The organism is Lysobacter sp. TAB13 (assembly GCF_052113885.1).
Lineage (GTDB): Bacteria > Pseudomonadota > Gammaproteobacteria > Xanthomonadales > Xanthomonadaceae > Lysobacter > Lysobacter gummosus.
In genome coordinates, this window is sequence record NZ_JBFRDR010000001.1 from 462,650 (window position 1) to 479,828 (window position 17,179).

General features: G+C 68.5%; 17 protein-coding genes. 8 read left to right on the forward strand and 9 right to left on the reverse strand.

All coding sequences use genetic code 11. The features are described 5' to 3' along the window. The first annotated feature begins 60 nt into the window (after positions 1-60). The 3 genes from AB4Y92_RS01655 to AB4Y92_RS01665 all read left to right on the forward strand — a co-directional run bounded on the left by AB4Y92_RS01655 (position 61) and on the right by AB4Y92_RS01665 (position 3,696). A complete protein-coding gene (locus tag AB4Y92_RS01655) occupies positions 61-1,596 on the forward strand; it encodes a helicase HerA-like domain-containing protein (RefSeq protein WP_441818050.1) in 1,536 nt (511 codons plus the stop codon). A gap of 135 nt (positions 1,597-1,731) precedes the next feature. Continuing rightward, positions 1,732-2,232, forward strand: coding sequence for a copper resistance protein NlpE (locus AB4Y92_RS01660; RefSeq protein ID WP_441818051.1), 501 nt, complete (start codon positions 1,732-1,734; stop codon positions 2,230-2,232). Between the two features lie 204 nt (positions 2,233-2,436). Beyond that, positions 2,437-3,696 carry a hypothetical protein gene (locus AB4Y92_RS01665; RefSeq protein WP_441818052.1) on the forward strand — a complete coding sequence of 420 codons (1,260 nt, stop codon included), beginning with the start codon at positions 2,437-2,439 and terminating at the stop codon, positions 3,694-3,696. A 28-nt stretch (positions 3,697-3,724) separates the two neighbouring features. Here AB4Y92_RS01665 and AB4Y92_RS01670 read toward each other — a convergent pair whose 3' ends face one another. Beyond that, on the reverse strand, positions 3,725-5,200 hold the full coding sequence (locus tag AB4Y92_RS01670) for a rhomboid family intramembrane serine protease (protein ID WP_441818053.1): 1,476 nt from the start codon (positions 5,198-5,200) through the stop codon (positions 3,725-3,727). A gap of 156 nt (positions 5,201-5,356) precedes the next feature. Here AB4Y92_RS01670 and greB point away from each other — a divergent pair, with 156 nt between their 5' ends. Together greB and AB4Y92_RS01680 are read left to right on the forward strand one after the other, a co-directional pair. Continuing rightward, positions 5,357-5,872 (forward strand): transcription elongation factor GreB, encoded by a 516-nt coding sequence (gene greB / locus AB4Y92_RS01675; protein ID WP_441818054.1) that lies wholly within the window; start codon positions 5,357-5,359, stop codon positions 5,870-5,872. Positions 5,873-6,008: 136 nt separating this feature from the next. Further along, positions 6,009-6,176, forward strand: a complete 168-nt coding sequence (locus AB4Y92_RS01680; RefSeq protein ID WP_441818055.1) for a hypothetical protein — start codon at positions 6,009-6,011, stop codon at positions 6,174-6,176. A 345-nt stretch (positions 6,177-6,521) separates the two neighbouring features. Here AB4Y92_RS01680 and AB4Y92_RS01685 read toward each other — a convergent pair whose 3' ends face one another. The 4 genes from AB4Y92_RS01685 to AB4Y92_RS01700 form a co-directional block, all read right to left on the reverse strand. Then, positions 6,522-7,166, reverse strand: coding sequence for a hypothetical protein (locus tag AB4Y92_RS01685; RefSeq protein WP_441818056.1), 645 nt, complete (start codon positions 7,164-7,166; stop codon positions 6,522-6,524). A gap of 124 nt (positions 7,167-7,290) precedes the next feature. Next, positions 7,291-8,199, reverse strand: a complete 909-nt coding sequence (locus AB4Y92_RS01690) for a c-type cytochrome (protein ID WP_441818057.1) — start codon at positions 8,197-8,199, stop codon at positions 7,291-7,293. Positions 8,200-8,291: 92 nt separating this feature from the next. Further along, positions 8,292-8,945, reverse strand: a complete 654-nt coding sequence (locus tag AB4Y92_RS01695) for a hypothetical protein (protein WP_441818058.1) — start codon at positions 8,943-8,945, stop codon at positions 8,292-8,294. 77 nt (positions 8,946-9,022) lie between these two features. Continuing rightward, positions 9,023-9,544, reverse strand: coding sequence for a DUF3617 domain-containing protein (locus AB4Y92_RS01700; protein WP_441818059.1), 522 nt, complete (start codon positions 9,542-9,544; stop codon positions 9,023-9,025). Positions 9,545-9,793: 249 nt separating this feature from the next. On the opposite strand from AB4Y92_RS01700, the gene AB4Y92_RS01705 reads away from it, so the two are divergent. After that, a complete protein-coding gene (locus AB4Y92_RS01705; protein ID WP_441818060.1) occupies positions 9,794-12,571 on the forward strand; it encodes a tetratricopeptide repeat protein in 2,778 nt (925 codons plus the stop codon). Between the two features lie 34 nt (positions 12,572-12,605). On the opposite strand, the gene AB4Y92_RS01710 is transcribed toward AB4Y92_RS01705, so the two are convergent. Further along, positions 12,606-13,010, reverse strand: coding sequence for a hypothetical protein (locus tag AB4Y92_RS01710; protein ID WP_441818061.1), 405 nt, complete (start codon positions 13,008-13,010; stop codon positions 12,606-12,608). A gap of 82 nt (positions 13,011-13,092) precedes the next feature. Here AB4Y92_RS01710 and AB4Y92_RS01715 point away from each other — a divergent pair, with 82 nt between their 5' ends. Both AB4Y92_RS01715 and AB4Y92_RS01720 read left to right on the forward strand, forming a co-directional pair. Continuing rightward, positions 13,093-13,947 (forward strand): helix-turn-helix domain-containing protein, encoded by an 855-nt coding sequence (locus AB4Y92_RS01715; RefSeq protein ID WP_441818062.1) that lies wholly within the window; start codon positions 13,093-13,095, stop codon positions 13,945-13,947. A 245-nt stretch (positions 13,948-14,192) separates the two neighbouring features. Next, complete coding sequence (locus tag AB4Y92_RS01720; RefSeq protein ID WP_441818269.1) at positions 14,193-14,564, forward strand: FKBP-type peptidyl-prolyl cis-trans isomerase; 372 nt, start codon at positions 14,193-14,195, stop codon at positions 14,562-14,564. A gap of 445 nt (positions 14,565-15,009) precedes the next feature. On the opposite strand, the gene AB4Y92_RS01725 is transcribed toward AB4Y92_RS01720, so the two are convergent. The 3 genes from AB4Y92_RS01725 to AB4Y92_RS01735 form a co-directional block, all read right to left on the reverse strand. Beyond that, a complete protein-coding gene (locus AB4Y92_RS01725; RefSeq protein ID WP_441818063.1) occupies positions 15,010-15,999 on the reverse strand; it encodes an LLM class flavin-dependent oxidoreductase in 990 nt (329 codons plus the stop codon). Positions 16,000-16,265: 266 nt separating this feature from the next. Next, the gene (locus AB4Y92_RS01730) at positions 16,266-16,733 is read right to left on the reverse strand and encodes a hypothetical protein (protein WP_441818064.1); all 468 of its coding nucleotides are present in this window, start codon (positions 16,731-16,733) and stop codon (positions 16,266-16,268) included. A 66-nt stretch (positions 16,734-16,799) separates the two neighbouring features. Beyond that, positions 16,800-16,952 carry a hypothetical protein gene (locus AB4Y92_RS01735; protein ID WP_187313165.1) on the reverse strand — a complete coding sequence of 51 codons (153 nt, stop codon included), beginning with the start codon at positions 16,950-16,952 and terminating at the stop codon, positions 16,800-16,802. Positions 16,953-17,179: the final 227 nt, after the last annotated feature.

Genomic DNA, 17,179 nt, shown 5'->3' on the forward strand with positions numbered 1-17,179 from the left:
ACCCCTCACCGCTGCCGCTAGAATCGGCCCCTGCTCTTTCACTGAACCACGGACACGGACATGGCCACGACCCCCGGCGCAAACCAGAACGACATCCTGATCGGCAAGGCCGTGACCACGCCCGAGAGCGGGCAAGTCTTCCTGCACACCAAACTGGGCAACCGCCACGGCCTGGTCGCCGGCGCCACCGGCACCGGCAAGACCGTCACCCTGATGACCCTGGCCGAAGGCTTCTCGCGCCAAGGCGTGCCGGTGTTCCTCGCCGACGTCAAAGGCGACGTCGCCGGCCTGGCCGTGCCCGGCGCCAGCAACGACAAGCTGCAGTCGCGCCTGACCGAGATCGGCGTCGCCGACTGGGCGCCGGCGGCCAATCCGGTGGTGTTCTGGGACCTGTTCGGCAAGCTCGGCCACCCGGTGCGCACCACCGTCAGCGAAATGGGCCCGACCCTGCTGGCGCGCATCCTGGAACTCAACGACACCCAGTCGGGCGTGCTCGACATCGTGTTCAAGCTCGCCGACGACCGCGGCCTGCTGCTGCTCGACCTGGAAGACCTGCGCGCCCTGCTCGGCCTGGTCGCCGACGAGCGCAAGGACATCTCGACCAGCTACGGTCTGGTCAGCAGCCAGTCGGTCGGCGCGATCCAGCGCTCGCTGCTGCGCCTGGAACAAGACGGCGCCAACCACTTCTTCGGCGAACCGGCACTGGAACTGGCCGATCTGATGCGCACCACCAGCGACGGTCGCGGCGTGGTCAACGTGCTCGCCGCCGATTCGCTGATCCTCAAGCCGCGCCTGTATTCCAGCTTTCTGCTGTGGCTGCTGTCGGAGTTGTTCGAACAACTGCCGGAAGTCGGCGACATCGACAAGCCCAAGCTGGTGTTCGTGTTCGACGAAGCGCACCTGCTGTTCGACGACGCCCCGGCGGCGTTGCAGCAGCGGGTCGAGCAAGTCGTGCGCATCATCCGCTCCAAGGGCGTGGGCGTGTACTTCTGCTCGCAGTTCCCCGACGACGTGCCGGACAACATCCTCGGCCAGCTCGGCAACCGCGTGCAGCACGCGCTGCGCGCGTTCACCCCGCGCGACCAGAAGGCGGTGAAGACCGCGGCGGAAACTTTCGTGCCCAATCCGGCGCTCAACGTGGCCGAAGCGATTTCCAAGCTCGGCACCGGCGAAGCACTGGTATCAACCTTGCAGGACAAGGGCGTGCCGATGCCGGTCGAACGCACCCTGATCGCGCCGCCGCGCTGCCGCATGGGCGCCATCACCGAGGCCGAGCGCGCGCAGGTGCGCGCCGGCAGCCCGGTCGGCGGCAAGTACGACACCTCGGTCAATCGCGAATCGGCGGCCGAAATGCTGGTCAAGCGCGCGCAGACCGCGACCGAGCAGGCGCAGGCACCGGCGGCCAAGACCCGCGAGCAGGACGATCAGGAAGAAGGCGGTTTCGGCCAGGCGGTCAAGGACGCGGTGTTCGGCACCAAGCGCCGCCAGGGCATGGTCGAGACCATGGCCAAGCAGACCGCGCGCACGGTCGGCAGCCAGGTCGGTCGGCAGATTCTGCGCGGCCTGCTCGGCGGCATCTTCGGCGGCAAGCGCTGACCGTCGCGCGCCGCCGCTCGCACCCGTTAGGCCGAACCTAATCGCGCATCGCTTTCGCGCGGCGGCCGGATCGGATCCGGCCGCCATTGCAACCAGTGAGTTCAGAACGTTTCCACTCATCACCAGGAGCCGCACGTGAATCAGAAACTGCTTGCCCTCGCCTGTCTCGCCGCGCTCGCGCTGAGCGCGTGCAATAAGCCAACCGAAGTGACGCCTGCCCCCGCCGAAACTCCCAAGACCGCCGAGACCGCCCCAGCTCCCGCCGCGGAACCCGCCCCCGTCGCCGAAGCCCCCAAGCCCGGCTTCGACGCCGCCGCCTTCGCCGGCGGTTTCAGCGGCACCCTGCCCTGCGCCGACTGCAGCGGCATCGACACCAAGATCGAGTTCAAGGCCGACGGCAGTTACACCATCGACGAGACTTACCAGGGCAAGAAGGACGGCAACGCCAAGGGCGACGGCAGCTGGACCGCGGAAGAAGACGGCAAGCGCCTGCGCCTGGACCCCAACAGCAAGAGCGCCGCCGATCGCCTGTTCGACGTGGTCTCGCACGAGGAAATCCGCCAGCTCGACCAGGACGGCAAGGCGATCGACTCGCAGCTCGACTACAGCCTCAAGCGCGCCAGCGCCGCGCAGTAAGCGCGCCGCGGTCGGCGGGCGCGGCGGTCGCAAGCGCGAACCTCGGCAGCGCGCAACCGCACCTTTGGCGAGCATCCAGGCGGGCCGGTCGATCCGGTCCGCCTTTTTCATGCCGGCGCACTTGCCGAAGCATGGATAAATTCGTGACCGGATCGGCTAACGTAGCCAAACCACAACGACGATCACGGTTTCGACGCCTCCGCCATGCCGCCCACCTCGACCCTCGCGCAGCCGGTCCCGTTCTGGCACCGGCTGCGGCAGATCATGCTTTACCCCATCCGTGGCGCCGCGTTCTTCACCTTGCTGGTGCTGACCCTGTGCACCTTCCTCAGCGTCGTGCCCGGCATCGGCTGGCTGCTGTCCATCGTGACCTGGCTGGCGGCGTACAAGTACGCCTTCGAAATCCTGCGCGCCACCGCCGACGGCCGCATGGACCCGCCCGAGAGCGTGCTCAAGGTCGATGGCGGCGTGGTCTGGCGGCTGATCGCGCTGCAGCTGATCTACATGGTCATCGTGCTGGTGGCGATGCTGTTCGGCGGGCCGGTGGTGGGATTGTTCGCGCTGGCGGTGATCGTGTTCCTGCAGCCGGGCTGCATCATGTCGCTGGCGATCGACGGCAGCCTGGGCAACGCGCTCAATCCGGCCACCTCCTTCGGCATCGTCGCGCGCGTGGGCTGGCCGTATCTGGCCGTGTTCGGCCTGCTGTTCGTGATCCAGGCCAGCGTCGCCACCGCCGGCATCTGGATGAACAAGTTCATGCCGGTGCTGCTGGGCGGCCCGCTGCTCAATCTGGTGTCGTTCTGGGGCCTGTTCGCCGCGTTCCATCTGATGGGCTATCTGGTCTACCAGTACCACGAGGAACTGGGCTACGACCCGGAAAGCCATCGCCACCAGTTGCCGACGCTGTTCAACCGCGACGGCGACTTGCTCGAACGCGCGCAGAACCTGGTCCGCGACGGCCACAACGATGCGGCGAAGGAAACCCTGCGCGGCGAAATCCGCGTGCGTGCGGTGACCCCGGAGGTGCACGAGCTGTACCACCGCCTGCTGCGCAGCGACGGCGACGCGGCCGAACGCACCGAGCACTCGCGCCAGTACATCAACCTTTTGATGATCGAGAAGCAGGAAACCCGCGCGCTCACCGTGATCCGTGAGGCGATCGACGCCGATCCGCAGTTCACTCCGATGCAGATGGAACACGCCGAGCGCCTGGCCGAACGCGCGCGCATGGCCGGTCAATCGCAGTTGGCGGTGGATCTGCTGCGCTCGCTGCTGCGGCAGTCGCCGCGCAACCCGTCGGCGCCGCGCTGGGCGCTGGATGCGGCCTTGCTGCTGGTCGATCGCTTCGGCCGCGACGATGAGGCGCGCGCATTGCTCGAACAGGCCCTGAGCCGCTGCGAGGACGCGACGCTGAGCGAGAAACTGCAGGCGGCGTTGAAGCCGCTGGCGCCGGCCAAAGTCTGAGGATGCGTAAACCCGCGGCGCCGCGGCCTCAGCCCGGCGCCGCCAGTTCGTGCTCCAGCAGGAACCGCGCCTTGTCCGCCTGCGGCTGGCGCGGATAACGCTCGATCAGCGCGCGCAACACCCGCGCCTGCTGCGGCCGCGCCTGACGGTCGCGATAACCCAGCGAAAGTTCGAACCACAGCTGCGCCTGGGTGTCCTGCGGCCACTGCCGGCTGGCCGGCCGATCCAGCATCGCCTCGACCGCATCCAGCGCGCCTAAGCCGATCCAGCGCCGCGTCAGACTTTGCCGCTGCGCGCTGTCGATGTTGTCGCCGGTCTGATCGATCGCGGCCAAGGCCTCGGCCTGCGCCTGCGCGCCTTCCACCGTGTCGGCGCTGGCGGCGAGCAACTCGCGGCGGCGCTGATCCAATACATCGCGACGTCCGCTGTTGCGGGCGACGCGGTAACGCGCCAGTTGCAGTTCGAAGCGCTGCGGCTGTTCGCGCTGCAGTTCTTCCAGCAGGCGATCGGCCTCGGCCAACTGCATCCGCCCCAAATGCTGCTGCGCCTGCTCCCAGCGCGTGTCGGGCGCGGCGGCGGCGGCGTAGTCGCTGACGAACTCTTCGCGCACGCGGCCCAGGGCGACGAAGACCGCGCCGATCAGCGCGCCGGTGATGAGGCCGCCGGCATGGGCGTCGAAGCCGATGCCCAGGTTCTGGTTGGCGAACAGGTTGTACAACTCCCAGCCCAGCCACAGCGGCAGCAGCAGGATCGCCGGCGCGCGCACGTAGTCGAAGATCACCCCGATCCAATAGAAGAACCGCACCGGCCGCAGTCCCCAGACCAGGCAGAACGCGCCCATCAGGGCCGCGATCGCGCCCGACGCGCCCAGGCCGCCGCCGGCCTCGCCCCAGCGCCACCACAGCGACACCGCGCTGGAGCCGTAAGCGCCGAACAGGTACAGCAAGACGAACAGCAGCGGGCCGACCGCGCCTTCCACCAGCAGGCCCAGCGCCAGCAGGAACACCATGTTGCCGATCAGGTGCATCACATCGCCGTGCAGGAACGCCGCCGACAACATCCGCCACGGATCGATTTCGGAACTGCGCATGATGTGGCGCAGCGTGAACACCTCGTCCTGCATCGCCTCGTAGCGCGCGCGCAGCGGCCGCCATTGCGCAAGCGTGCCGGCGTCGGGAAACAAGGCGCCGCTGCGCAGCGCCTGGGCGAAGGTCACGTCGGTCAAGGTGTGCATGCCGACATAGGCCAGCCGCTCGCTTTCGCCGGCCGCGGCGAAAGCGGCGGTCGCATCGCCTTGGCCGGTGTTGCGCAGATGCTGCTGATAGGCCGGCGCCTCGATCCGGCCCAGCCCCGAATCCAGATAGTACTGGCGCAGTTTCTCCAATCCGGCGCGGTCGCCGCTTTGCAGGGCCAGGAACACGAACACGTTGGCCAGCGCCAGCAGTACGGTCACGAACGGAAAGTTGGCGCGGGTGAACGGGCGGTGCAGCGGCAGGATCAGCATGGGAACACGGCGTGCGGCGGGTCTTCGCGACGCACAGCCTTGCCGATGGATCGGGGCCATTGCAAGCGCGCCGGGCCACGCCCGCGCGGCGCCGCGCTTGAACCGCGGGCGCCACTCTGCGATAACGGCCGCCCTGCTTGCTGCGATGCCTTTGCGATGGGCCGATGGCGCCCCCCTGCCGAACACAGCACCGCCCTGATCACCCGGGAAGGCCACGCGCGCCTGAAGCACGAGCTGGACGATCTGTGGCGGGTGCGCCGTCCTGAAGTGGTCAAGGCGCTGACCGCGGCCGCGGCCGAGGGCGACCGTTCGGAAAACGCCGAGTACATCTATCGCAAGAAGCAGCTGGGCGAAATCGACCGGCGCGTGCGTTATCTGAGCAAGCGCCTGCCGTTGCTGCGGGTGATCGAGACCACGCCGACCGATCCGCAATCGGTATTCTTCGGCGCCTGGATCGAAGTGGAGAACGTCGCCGATGGCGAGCTGGCGCGTTACCGCATCGTCGGCCCGGACGAAACCGACGCCAAGCTGGGCTACATCAGCATCGACTCGCCGTTGGCGCGGGCCATGCTCAAGCGCCGCGTCGACGACGAATTCGAAGCGATGCTGCCCGGCGGCATGGCCCGCTTCGCGATCGTCGCGGTGTCCTACGGCGGGCCGATCGAAGGCTGAGCGGCGGCAGCGTTGCGCTGTTGTCGGATTCGCGCCGCGGATTACGAACTAAGGGTATCCCTCGCGCTGGCGAACGCCGGTGCGGGCGGAAGCTTCGCCGGGAAGCGATCCCGGCACTACCCTGAGGAGTGATTCGATGAAAGTCCTGAACGACAGCGAAGTCCAGACCGTGTCCGGCGCCGGCATCGCCGACGTGTTCCCGCGTTCGTACTACAACCCGTCGGACCGTCTGCTGCAGGACCCGTACTGGGCCCAGCAATGGGCGCTGTGGGGCCGCGACCGTATCGGCGGCTATCCGAACTGAGTTCTACGCCGGCGGGGGCTGTGTGCCCTCGCCGGTGATTGTCTTGGGGGCTCGTCATTCCCGCGAAGGCGGGAATCCAGGGCCTTTCGTGCGAGAACGTTTGAAGTCTCTGGATGTTCGGCTCCGCCGAAGTAAAGCGGAGCCGCCTTCGCGGGAATGACGGTCTGGAGAGATGGTGCTGAAGTCTCTGGATGTTCGGCTCCGCCGAAGTAAAGCGGAACCCGCGTTCGTGAGAATGACGGACTGGGTAGATAGCGCTGAAGTCTCTGGATTCCCGCCTTCGCGGGAATGACGAACAAAAACACGGATGGCTCGACATTCGTAGCAGATGCATTGAACAGACCCTTACAACGAATCCAGCAACTCATCCGGATTCGGCGTGGTTTCCATATACAGCGGCTTGCTCGGCTTCTTGTCGCGCTTGGCCGGCGCGTAAATGATCGCCTCATCGCCCTTGCCGGTCTCGTTGGGCTCGCCGCGTTCGATCACCCGGTCGCCGGTCAGCAGATTCCAGCTCAGCTTGATCGTGCCGTGGCTGTTGGTGCGGCTGTAGCGCTGCGCGTCCAGGCCGATCAGGCGCATGCGGGTCTGCTTGGGGTCGTAGCGATAACGGTAGGTGGTCTGGGTCGCGGTGGTGCCGCCAGTGAGGTCTTCGATCACCAGCACGCCCTTGCGGATCGACACCTGCGCGTCGCCTAGCGGAGATACATCGAGTTCGAGCACGCCGACCGGCTGATGGCCCAGATCCACCTCGCTGCGATACGCCAGCATCGCCGACAGCGAGCGCTTGTCCTCGCCGCGGCCGACGAACACGGTATCGATCTCGCCGTCGCCGTCGAAATCCCCGTCCACGCGGCTTTCCAGGCGCGCGCCGGTGTCGAGCATGCCGTTGACTTCTTCCGCGGACATCTTCGGTACCGCGATGTGCTGCGCCCACGCCGGCGCGCTGAACGCACACAACGCCATCAACCCCAGACAGATCGGTTTCATCGCCAGTCCCCTCGCTCGCACGATGCCTGCGCGCAGCTTGCGCGCCTTCGGCCGCTATTGCGACTGACGCGGAATCCGCCGATTGCAGGCCACCGGTCCGGGCGCCCGGCCGATGCGCGCCGGCCTAGCGCGAGCCCTGCGCCTTCGCCGGCAACTGCCGCAGATACAGATGCAGCGCGCGCAGATCGGTGTCGTCCAGCGCGGCCATCGTCGCGAACGGCATCGCCGGGTCGATCGCGCTGCCGTCGGGGCGGCGGCCGCTGCGCATCATCGCCTTGAACGCCTCGAAGCCGGCGTAGCGCGGCATCGCGCTGCCCGCGCCCGGGGTCAGATTGGCCGCCGCCGGCCATTGCGGCGGCGCGCCGGGAATCTTGCCGCCGCCGAAACCCGCGCCGTGGCAGCCCTGGCACATGGCCGCGACGTAGGCGCCGTGCTCCACGCTCGCCGCCACCGCGACCGGCGCCGGCGCCGGCAGGGCGTGGTCGATCTTGGCCGCCGCGTCTTGCATCAGCCCCAATCCGTACACCACGCGCACCGGCAACGGAAAACGCAGTTCCGCCGCGCCGCCATCGACCGGCGGCAGTTGCCGCACGTAGGCGATCAACGCGGCCAGATCGGCGTCGGTGAAACGGTTGTAGTCCTCGCTGGGCATGATCATCAGCGGATGCGAATCGCGATTGAGCCCGTGCCGGATCGCGCGCACCCAATCGCGTTCGCCGTAACCTTCGGTCGCGCTGCCGGCGCCGCCGGTGATGTTCGGCGCGCGCACTCGCAGGCCGTTGGGATCGTCGATGAAAACGCGGCCGGCGCCGGCGCCGCCGTGACATTCCTGACAGCCGCGCGAGCGATAGAGATAGCCGCCCTGCCGCAAGATCTCCTGCATCGGCTCGGCGTAAGCCAGCGGCGCGACCGCGACATCGACCTGCCGCTCGCGCAGTTGCGCGCCGCGCCACAAGGCGCCGCCGAGCGCCAGCGCCAGCAGCGCCGCCACGCCGAGCACGACTTTCAACAACCGCGCCGCCCACTTTTTCATCGGTCACCTCGTTCGGAAAAACGCCGACCGCACGTCCGTGTGCGGCGACGAAAAAAACTCTCGGATCGCAGCCGTTCGGCGCGCATCCGCAATCAGTTGGCGGCCGCGGGCTGCAAGCGCTCGGGCAGATCCACCGGCTTCATGTCGGTGCTGTCGTAGGCCTGCGCAAAGGCCTGGCCGGGTTTTTGACCGGCGCCGCATTCGGCGGTCCACTCGGCGTAGTCGCTGACTTTTTCGCCGCTGTCGTCGGTGGCGCTGGACGGCTGGGTGATGACGTCGCGGAAATAGATCTGGCCGTCGTCGATGCGCAGCCGGGTGATCACGTTGTGGTCGCCGAGCTTGCACACCGTGCGGCCGAGATAAAGGCCGTGTTCCTTGTTGGACACGCTGGTGCTGCACTTGTCGGCGGCGAACCGGGCCGGGCCGCGGTTGATCACGCCTTCGCTGGCGGCGTCGATGCAGATGAAGGCCTTGCCGTTGTCGACCAGACCGGCGAACACGCCGTCCTCGACCCGCCACAAGCCCGGCTTGAGCCTGGGCTGGGTGTGGGCGCCGGCGGCGGAGGCCGCGGCATCCGATGCACCGGGGGCAGCCGGCGCCTCCACGGCGGGGCTGGAGGGTGCCCGCGCCTCGGCAGGCGCCGGCTGCTTGGCCGATGCGGGGGGCTCGCCGGAGCGGCTGCAGCCTTGGACGGCGGCGGCCAGCGCGAGGAGCAATAAAAGGTTGGAACGGACGTGGCTGAGCATGATGGAACCCTCCAGGATTGGCTTTGCGGCTTGCGTGGTGATCGATTGCCCGCTGCGGTGTGCGGCGATGGGTGCGCTCAGCGCCCCGGCATCGCCGGCATCCGCATCAACTCGCTGTGGCCGGGCGCCTGGACGAAGATCTCGCCGGGTTTCTGGTCGCTGCCGCAGGGGCCGACCCAGCGCGCGTCGGCGACCGTGGTGCTGACGCTCTTGCCGTCCATCGCCGGTTCGTAATGCGTGGTCATTTCCAGGTGATAGGCGCTGTCGCCGCTCATGCGCAGATCGGTGCGGGTGCGGGTCTGGTAGCGGCCGATCTTGCAGCTGCGCTCATCGACGAACGACCCGCCCTCGCCATAGGTAGCACCGCCGGAGCAGGCCGAATCGGCCGCCTGCGCCAACCCGGCCGCGCGCTGGGCGAACAAGCGCTGCGCATCCTCGTCCAGGCATTGATACATGTGCGCGCCGGCGGCCTCGGCCTGCGGGCTGCTCATCTGCCACAGGCCGGGCTTGAGCTTGGGCGGGGCGACCGTCGGCGCGGCGGCCATCGCCGACCCCATGGCCATCAGCAACAGCCCGGCGGCATACCGTGAGTGGATCATGTCAACGCTCCTGATCTGTGCGTGAGGGCAAGTCGCGAGCCATCCCTGGCCCGCCGGACGAAGCTGCAAACCTCGCTCCGTCCCGGCCCGTCCTGAGCCGTCCTTCCTTGTGAGGACGCACCGTAGTCGCCCGGCCGGTACCGGCGCGCGGAAGAAAACTTCTTTTTTTTGTGATTTTTGCCTCGCCAGGCCCGAGAATGGCCGCGCACAGGGGGCCCCCGCCCCTCGTTGGGCGCAACGGGTAAGTGCATGTCCGATAACGAGATTTACCGATTCGGCGGGTTCCGCCTGGAAGCCGGCCAACGTCGCTTGTGGCATGGGCAAGAGCCGGTGGACCTGCCGCCGAAGGTGTTCGACACCTTGCTTCTGCTGCTGCGCCGGGCCGGTTCGCTGATCACCCGCGACGAGTTCTTCGCCTGCCTGTGGCCCAATACCGTGGTCACCGAAGCCAGCCTGGGCCGGCACATCTGGCAGGTGCGCAAGGCGCTGGAACGCGACGCCGGCGTCGATTACGTCCAGACCGTGCCCAAGCAGGGCTATCGCTTCGTCGGCGAGGTCGAGCGCGAGGCGCTGGCGCCGCCGCCTGCGCTCGCACCTGACGCATTCCCGCCGGCGGCCGTCGCACCGGTGCCGGCCCCGGCCCCGGAGGAACCCGCGCTCGCGACCGAACCGGCGCCCCTCGCCCCGCCCGCTTCGCCCACCCCGGCGCCCGCGCCCACCTCGACACCCGCCCCACCGCCCCCGCGCCGCCTGTGGCCCGCGCTCGCCGCCGGCCTGCTTCTCGCCGCCGCCGGCACCGGCGGCTATCTGTGGCTGCGGCCGGCCGCGCCGGCGGCCGCGGTCGCGCCGGTCAATCCGCTCGCCGAGGCCGCGGTCTCCCGCGTCGCGGTGTTCGACTTCCTGCCCGCGGCCGGCGCCGCCGCGGGCGATGCCTGGCTGAGCAGCGCGTTGCCGGAACTGCTGGCGCAGGAACTGGCGCTCAACGACGGCCTGCAAGTGATCAACGGCCAGCGCCTGGCCGAACTGCTGCCGCTGCCGCCCGGGCGCGCGCCCGACAGCGCCGCGCTGCTGCGCATGAGCCGCCAGCTCGGCCTGCGCCTGGCCATGGTCGGGCGCTACCGCGCCGCGCCGGGGCAAGGCGCGGACGGTTTGAGCCTGGAACTGGACGTGCTCGACGCCGCCAGCGGCGAACGCCTGCAGCAACTGCGCATCGACGGCAACCGCCGCCACCCGGCCGCGCTGATCGCCGCGGCCGGCGCGCAGGTGCGCGACCGCCTGCAACTGCCGCGCCTGAGCACCGCCATCGAACGCACCCGCGGCGCCACCACCAGCGACGACGTCGCCCTGCTGCGCGACTACGCCGACGGCGTGCAGGCGCTGCGCCGCGGCGACGCCGGCACCGCTCAGAGCAAACTCGACGCCGCGGTGAAACGCGCGCCCGAGTTCCTGCCCGGCCAGCTCGCGCTGACCCGCACCTTGATGCAGCAGGGCTACCACCCGCGCGCCGGCGCCGTCGCGCGCGCCGCGCTGGCCCATGCCGGCGCCGCGCCACGCGAAATCCGTCTGGCGCTGGAAGCCCTGATGTACGAAGCCGACCGCTCCTGGCCGCAGGCGATCGAAACCTATCGCGCGCTGTACCGCTTCTATCCGGAAGACATCGAATACGGCCTGGGCCTGGCGCGCGCGCAATCGCAGGGCGGCGATCTGAAGGAAGCGCAAGCCAGCCTGACCGATCTGCGCCGCAATCACGGCAACGCCGACCCGCGCATCGATCTGGCGCAAACCGCGATCGCCGAAGCGCAAGGCGACTACGCCGCCGAACGCGACGCCGGCGACCGCGCTCTGCGCAGCGCGCGCACGCTGCGCGCGCCGCACCTGATCGGCAATGCCCTGCTCGAACGCGGCTGGGGCCGCAACGCGCTCGGCGACCAGCCCGGCGCGCTGGCCGACTACCGCGCCGCGCGCGCCCAGTTCGAACAGATCGGCGACGCCATCGGCCAGGCCCGCAGCGACGTCAACCTGGGCGGCTGGTATTACGAACGCGGCGACTTCGCCCGCGCCGGCGATCTTTATCAGCGCGCGCTGGGCCTGTTCGAAAGCGCCGGCATGAAAGCCTCGCAGGCCGCCGCGCTGCAGAATCTGGCCAACATCGACTGGGCCCAGGACCGGCGCCCGGCGGCGCGGCAGAAAACCGAAACGCTGTTGCAGTTGTCGCGCGAACTCGGCGATCCCGACCGCGAGTCGTGGACATTGAGCGCGCTGGCGGCATTGCAGTTCGACATGGGCGAAACCGCCGCGGCGATGGCGAGCTACAAGCAGGCGCTGGCGATCGCGGAACGCTCAGGGCTGCAGCCGCGCCGCTCGTGGGCGCTGCGCGGCCTCGGCGATGTGCTGCGGCTGCGCGGCGAGTATGTGCAATCGCGCGAATTGCTCGATCAGGCCCTGGCGATCGAACGGCGCACCCGCGATTACGAAGGCCAGGCCGAAGCGCAGTTCCGCATCGGCCAGCTGCTGCACGATCAGGGCCGCCTGGCGGAGGCGCGCAAACAACTGCTGGACGCGCGCGAGCGCCAGAGCGATCACCAGCAGGATTACTGGGGTTCGGTGACCGGCCTGGAACTGGCCGCGCTCAGTGTCGATGAAGGTCAGGCGAACGCGGCCTTGAAGGAACTCGACCGGATCGAACCGGCCTTGCGCGAGAGTCAGGCGCAGATCGAACTGGCCCAGGCCGCGGGCATCCGCGCCGAAGCGCTGGTCGCCTTGCAACAGATTCCGGCCGCGCGCGCCGCGCTGGAACCGGCGCTCGCCTATCTGCACAACCACGGCGACGGCATCGATGCGCTGACCATCCAGCTCAGCCAGGCGCGGGTGCTCGCCGCCGAGGGCAAGCGCGACCAAGCCGCGGGCGTGCTCGATCAGGTGCTGCAGCGCGCGCAGCGGCGCGAACTCGGCGGCCTCATCGCGCAGGTCGAACAACGCCGGCGCGAATGGCTGAGCCCGGCGGCGACGGCGCAGGCGGGACGTTGATCCGTCCCGCGCCGCGCCCGGCCTGAGCGTTCGCTCAGCCGCGCTGCTGCCGGCGCAGGCCGAAGAACTGCAGTTCGGCGAACACCGCCACCGCCGCCGCCTGCGCCAGCACGAACGCCAGTCCCAGGCTGTTCGGCGTAATCGCGCCTTCCACCAGCACCAGCACCGACGCGGCGACCCAGGCGAAGTTGACGCCGATGATGGTCCAGGTCGCCGTCGCGCCGATCGTGCGGCGGCTCAGCACCCAGCCCAGGAACGCCAGCCAGAACATCAGCACCACGCCGGCGCCGCGCAGCCAGCCGGCGTCGATCGCCAGCAGTCGCGACAATGGCTCGGCGGCGCTGAGTTGCAGCAGGCCGGCGGCGCCGGACACCGCCGCGTCGGCGGCGATCACGCGGCGCAGGAAGGGGCTGGCGGGGGTTTGCGTGGCGATGGCCATGGTCGTTCTCCTGAGGGTCGTGGGTCTGAAGTCGAAGCCATCACACACCCGCGCTCGCGGCCGGTCGATTACCTGCCAGGTAATGTCTGCCGTCACCGCGCTGGGCTATCGTGGCCGCATGAACGATCCGCGCCCCGTGGGCGAGCTGCTGCGCGATTGGCGCCAGCGTCGCCGTCTGACCCAACTCGATCTGGCCGACATGGCGCAGATCTCCACCCGCCACGTCAGCTTCATCGAGACCGGGCGCTCGCTGCCGAGCCGGGCGATGCTGCTGCGGCTGGTCGATCGTCTCGACGTGCCGCTGCGCGAGCGCAATCAATTGATGACCGCCGCCGGGCTGGCGCCGATGTACGCCGAACGTTCGCTCGACGATCCGGCCATGCGCGAAGCGCACGCCGCGGTCGAACTGGTGCTGTACGGCCACGAGCCGCATCCGGCGCTGGCGGTGGACCGGCACTGGAACCTGATCGAACACAATCGCGCGCTGACGCCGCTGCTGGCCGGCGTGCCCGACTTCCTGCTGGCGCGGCCGTCGAACGTGCTGCGCGTGGGCTTGCATCCGCAAGGTCTGGCGCCGCGCATCATCAACCTGGGCGAATGGCGCGCGCATCTGCTGCATCGCCTGCGCCATCAGATCGCCGCCACCGGCGATGCGGTGCTGGCGGGGCTGTACGAAGAACTTGCCGCGTATCCGGCGCCCGACGATTACGACGACAACGACATCCCGGCCTCGGGCCTGGTCGTGGTGCCGTTCCGGGTGCGCAGCGAACTGGGCGATCTGTCGTTCATCAGCACCACCACCGTGTTCGGCACGCCGATGGACGTGACCTTGTCGGAGATCGCGATCGAATCGTTCTTTCCCGCCGATGCGGCCACCACTCAGGCGATGCGCGTGCTCAGCGCCAGCATGGAACCGGCGCCGTCGTCCTCGCACTGAACATGGCGAACGGCCCACGCGGCTGTCGCCGGCGCAGGCTAAGCTGTGCGTCCCTAGTCGGCGAAATTCCGAGGTAAAGCGTGTCGTTCGCTCTTAGCCCGTGCGCGTATTCCCATGACTTCCTGACGCGGCTGCGCGCTTTCGCCCGCGTCCTGCCGCTGGCCCTGGTTCTGGCCTCGACCACGCTGGCGCTGAGCGCCTGCGACAAACCGGCCGCGCAGGAACAGGCGGCGGCGCCGAAGAAGGTGTTCAGCGGCCGCATCGCCCAGTTCCAGACCATCGACGAACGCGTCGGCACCGGCGCGGTCGCGCAGTCGGGCCAGGAAGTGGTCGTGCAGTACACCGGCTGGCTGTACGACGAAAAAGCCGAGAACAAGCGCGGCACGAAGTTCGACAGTTCCTTCGACCACGGCAAGCCTTTCAGCTTCCTGCTGGGCGCCGGCCGCGTCATCCGCGGCTGGGACGACGGCGTCGCCGGCATGCGCGTGGGCGGCAAGCGCGTGCTGATGATTCCGTCGGATATGGGCTACGGCGTCGAGGGCGCCGGCGGTGGTGCGATTCCGCCGGATACTTCGCTGGTGTTTGAGGTGGAGTTGCTTGGGGTGGTGCCGCGCTGAAGGTTGGGATTTAAAAGCAAATCCCCCCTGCCCCCCTTTTTCAAAGGGGGGAACAGCACGGGCTTGGGAGGGCGCGCGATTTGATTTCGGCAACTGCCCCGTCAATTTGCCCCCTTTGAAAAAGGGGGCTAGCGCCTACGCCGCCACGATTCGCACCGATCCCTCTGCGCCGGGGGATTTGCTCTTAGCCGACAGCCTTACAAGCCCGCGCCGCCAATCAGCAACCGCCCCGTCAATTTGCCCCCTTTGAAAAAGGGGGCTGGCGCCTGCGCCGCCACGATTCGCACCGATCCCTCTGCGCCGGGGGATTTGCTCTTAGCCGACAGCCTTACAAGCCCGCGCCGCCAATCAGCAATCTCCCCGTCAATTCGCCCCCTTTGAAAAAGGGGGCTGGCGCCCGCGCCGCCACGATTCGCACCGATCCCTCTGCGCCCGGGGATTTGCTCTAGCCGACAGCCTTACAAGCCCGCGCCGCCAACTCGAACGAATACAACCGAGCCGCATGCTCGTAGATGTTCGCGGTAATCATCACCTCATCCGGACGATGCCGCGCGATAAACGCCGCAATCCCCTCACGCACCTCCTCCGGATCGCCGACCACCGCGCAAGCCAGCGCCTGCGCAACCCCGGCCTTTTCCAAAGGCGTCCAGAAACTCTCGATATCGTCGATCGGCGGCGGAATCAGTCCCGGCATGCCGCGACGCAGATTGACGAAGGACTGCTGCTGAGTGGTGAACAACCGCCGCGCCTGCGCGCTGCTGTCGGCCGCGACCACGTTCAAGGCCAGCATCGCGTGCGGCCGCGGCAAACGCGCGGACGGCTTGAAGTCGCGCCGGTACAGCGTCAGCGCCTCGTCCATGGCGTCGGGGGCGAAATGCGAGGCGAACGCGAACGGCAGGCCCATCGCCGCCGACAGGCGCGCGCTGAACAAGCTCGATCCCAGCAGCCACACCGGCACGTCCAGTCCGGCGCCGGGCACCGCGCGCACCGTTTGCCCGGGTTGCACCGGTTCGAAGTAATGCAGCAGCTCGGCCACGTCCTGCGGGAAGCTGTCGGCGCCGTCGTAGTAACGGCGCAGGGCGCGCGCGGTGGCCTGATCGGTGCCGGGCGCGCGGCCCAGGCCCAGGTCGATGCGATCGGGATACAACGAGGCCAGCGTGCCGAACTGCTCGGCGACCTGCAGCGGCGCGTGGTTGGGCAGCATGATGCCGCCGGCGCCGACCCGGATGGTCGAGGTGCCGCCGGCGATGTGGCCGATCAGCACCGCGGTCGCGGCGCTGGCGATGCCGGGCATGTTGTGGTGTTCGGCCAGCCAGTAACGGGTGTAGCCCAGCGCTTCGGCATGACGGGCCAGGTCGAGACTGTTGGCGAAGGCCTGGCCGGCGTGACTGCCTTGAGTGACGGGGGCCAGATCCAGAACGGAGAACGGCAGCATGCGCGGGCGACTCGGGGGAAGATCCCTTTGATGTGGGGACCGCGCGCGGCGATTCCAGTTGGGGATCGGGTCCGGATCGGACCGGGTGTGTTGCCTGAGTGGCTGTTATGGGGGCTGCGGAGCCGCGCGCCCGTTCCGCCCTTCCGTCGCAGTCCCAGTTTCGACCCCGGCCCAAACGCATAGCGTTTGGGCGTTCGCGGACGCGCGAGCCGGTGGCTCGCAAGCGGCGTCCGCTCACCCCGAAAGGCCGGATGAGGGCCCCAACCTCAAAACAAATCGAACCGCACACCCTCGCGCTCGTTATCCCAGATCGTGCAGAACACCCACCAGCGCCCTTTCTCGTAGCACAGCTGGATGCTGTTGGCCCCGCGCTTGATCAACACCGGCGAGTCGGGACTGGCGCGCGCGTCGTACTTGCTCCACACATGGGCGATCTGGCCGAAACGCTCGATGCGCTGGTCGGTCTCGACCTCGAAGAAATCGGTGGTGGCGAACAAGATCTCGACATCGGCGATGTACTGCTCGGTATCGAACACCTGCGCCCAGGTGGAGCCGTCGGCTTCGACCACGGTGCGCAGGCTCAGATTGCGCGGATGGCACAGGTAGCGGAATCGCGCCCAGTCGCGCGGGGCGCCGGCGGGGCCGGAGATGCAGGCGTAGATCGCCCGCACCAGGCGGCCGATATCCTGGGTGTCGTCGAACCAATGCGCGGGGACGGTTTGCGGGTCGCTCATGACGCTGCACGCTCCTTGGGAAGGTCGAATACGCTACCAACAGATGAAACTCCGCTATCGTGCGGCCTAGCCCAGCAACGGCCAGCCCGCCAACGGCGCGATCAGCCAGTACAGACCGCCGATCACCAACAGCCACATCGCCGCCTTCAACAGGAAACCGACCAGCTTGAAGGCCAGATACAACCCGGCGACCACGGCGATAAGCGCAACGATGTCCATGCAGGCTCCGACAGCCAAAACGGCCCCGAGCTTAGACCGCGGCGGCGCCGGCGACCAAGTGCCAAGCGACCGGCCCGGGCGCCCGCCGCCGCCCGCTTCGACCGCCCGCGGAAGTCCATCGATAAAAAAATCTCGACAAGCCGACGAACGGCAGGAACAATTTCCTAACATTTGGGTCTACCGTTTCGATCGATACGCGCACAAGCAAAAACCGCCCCGCGTGCAGT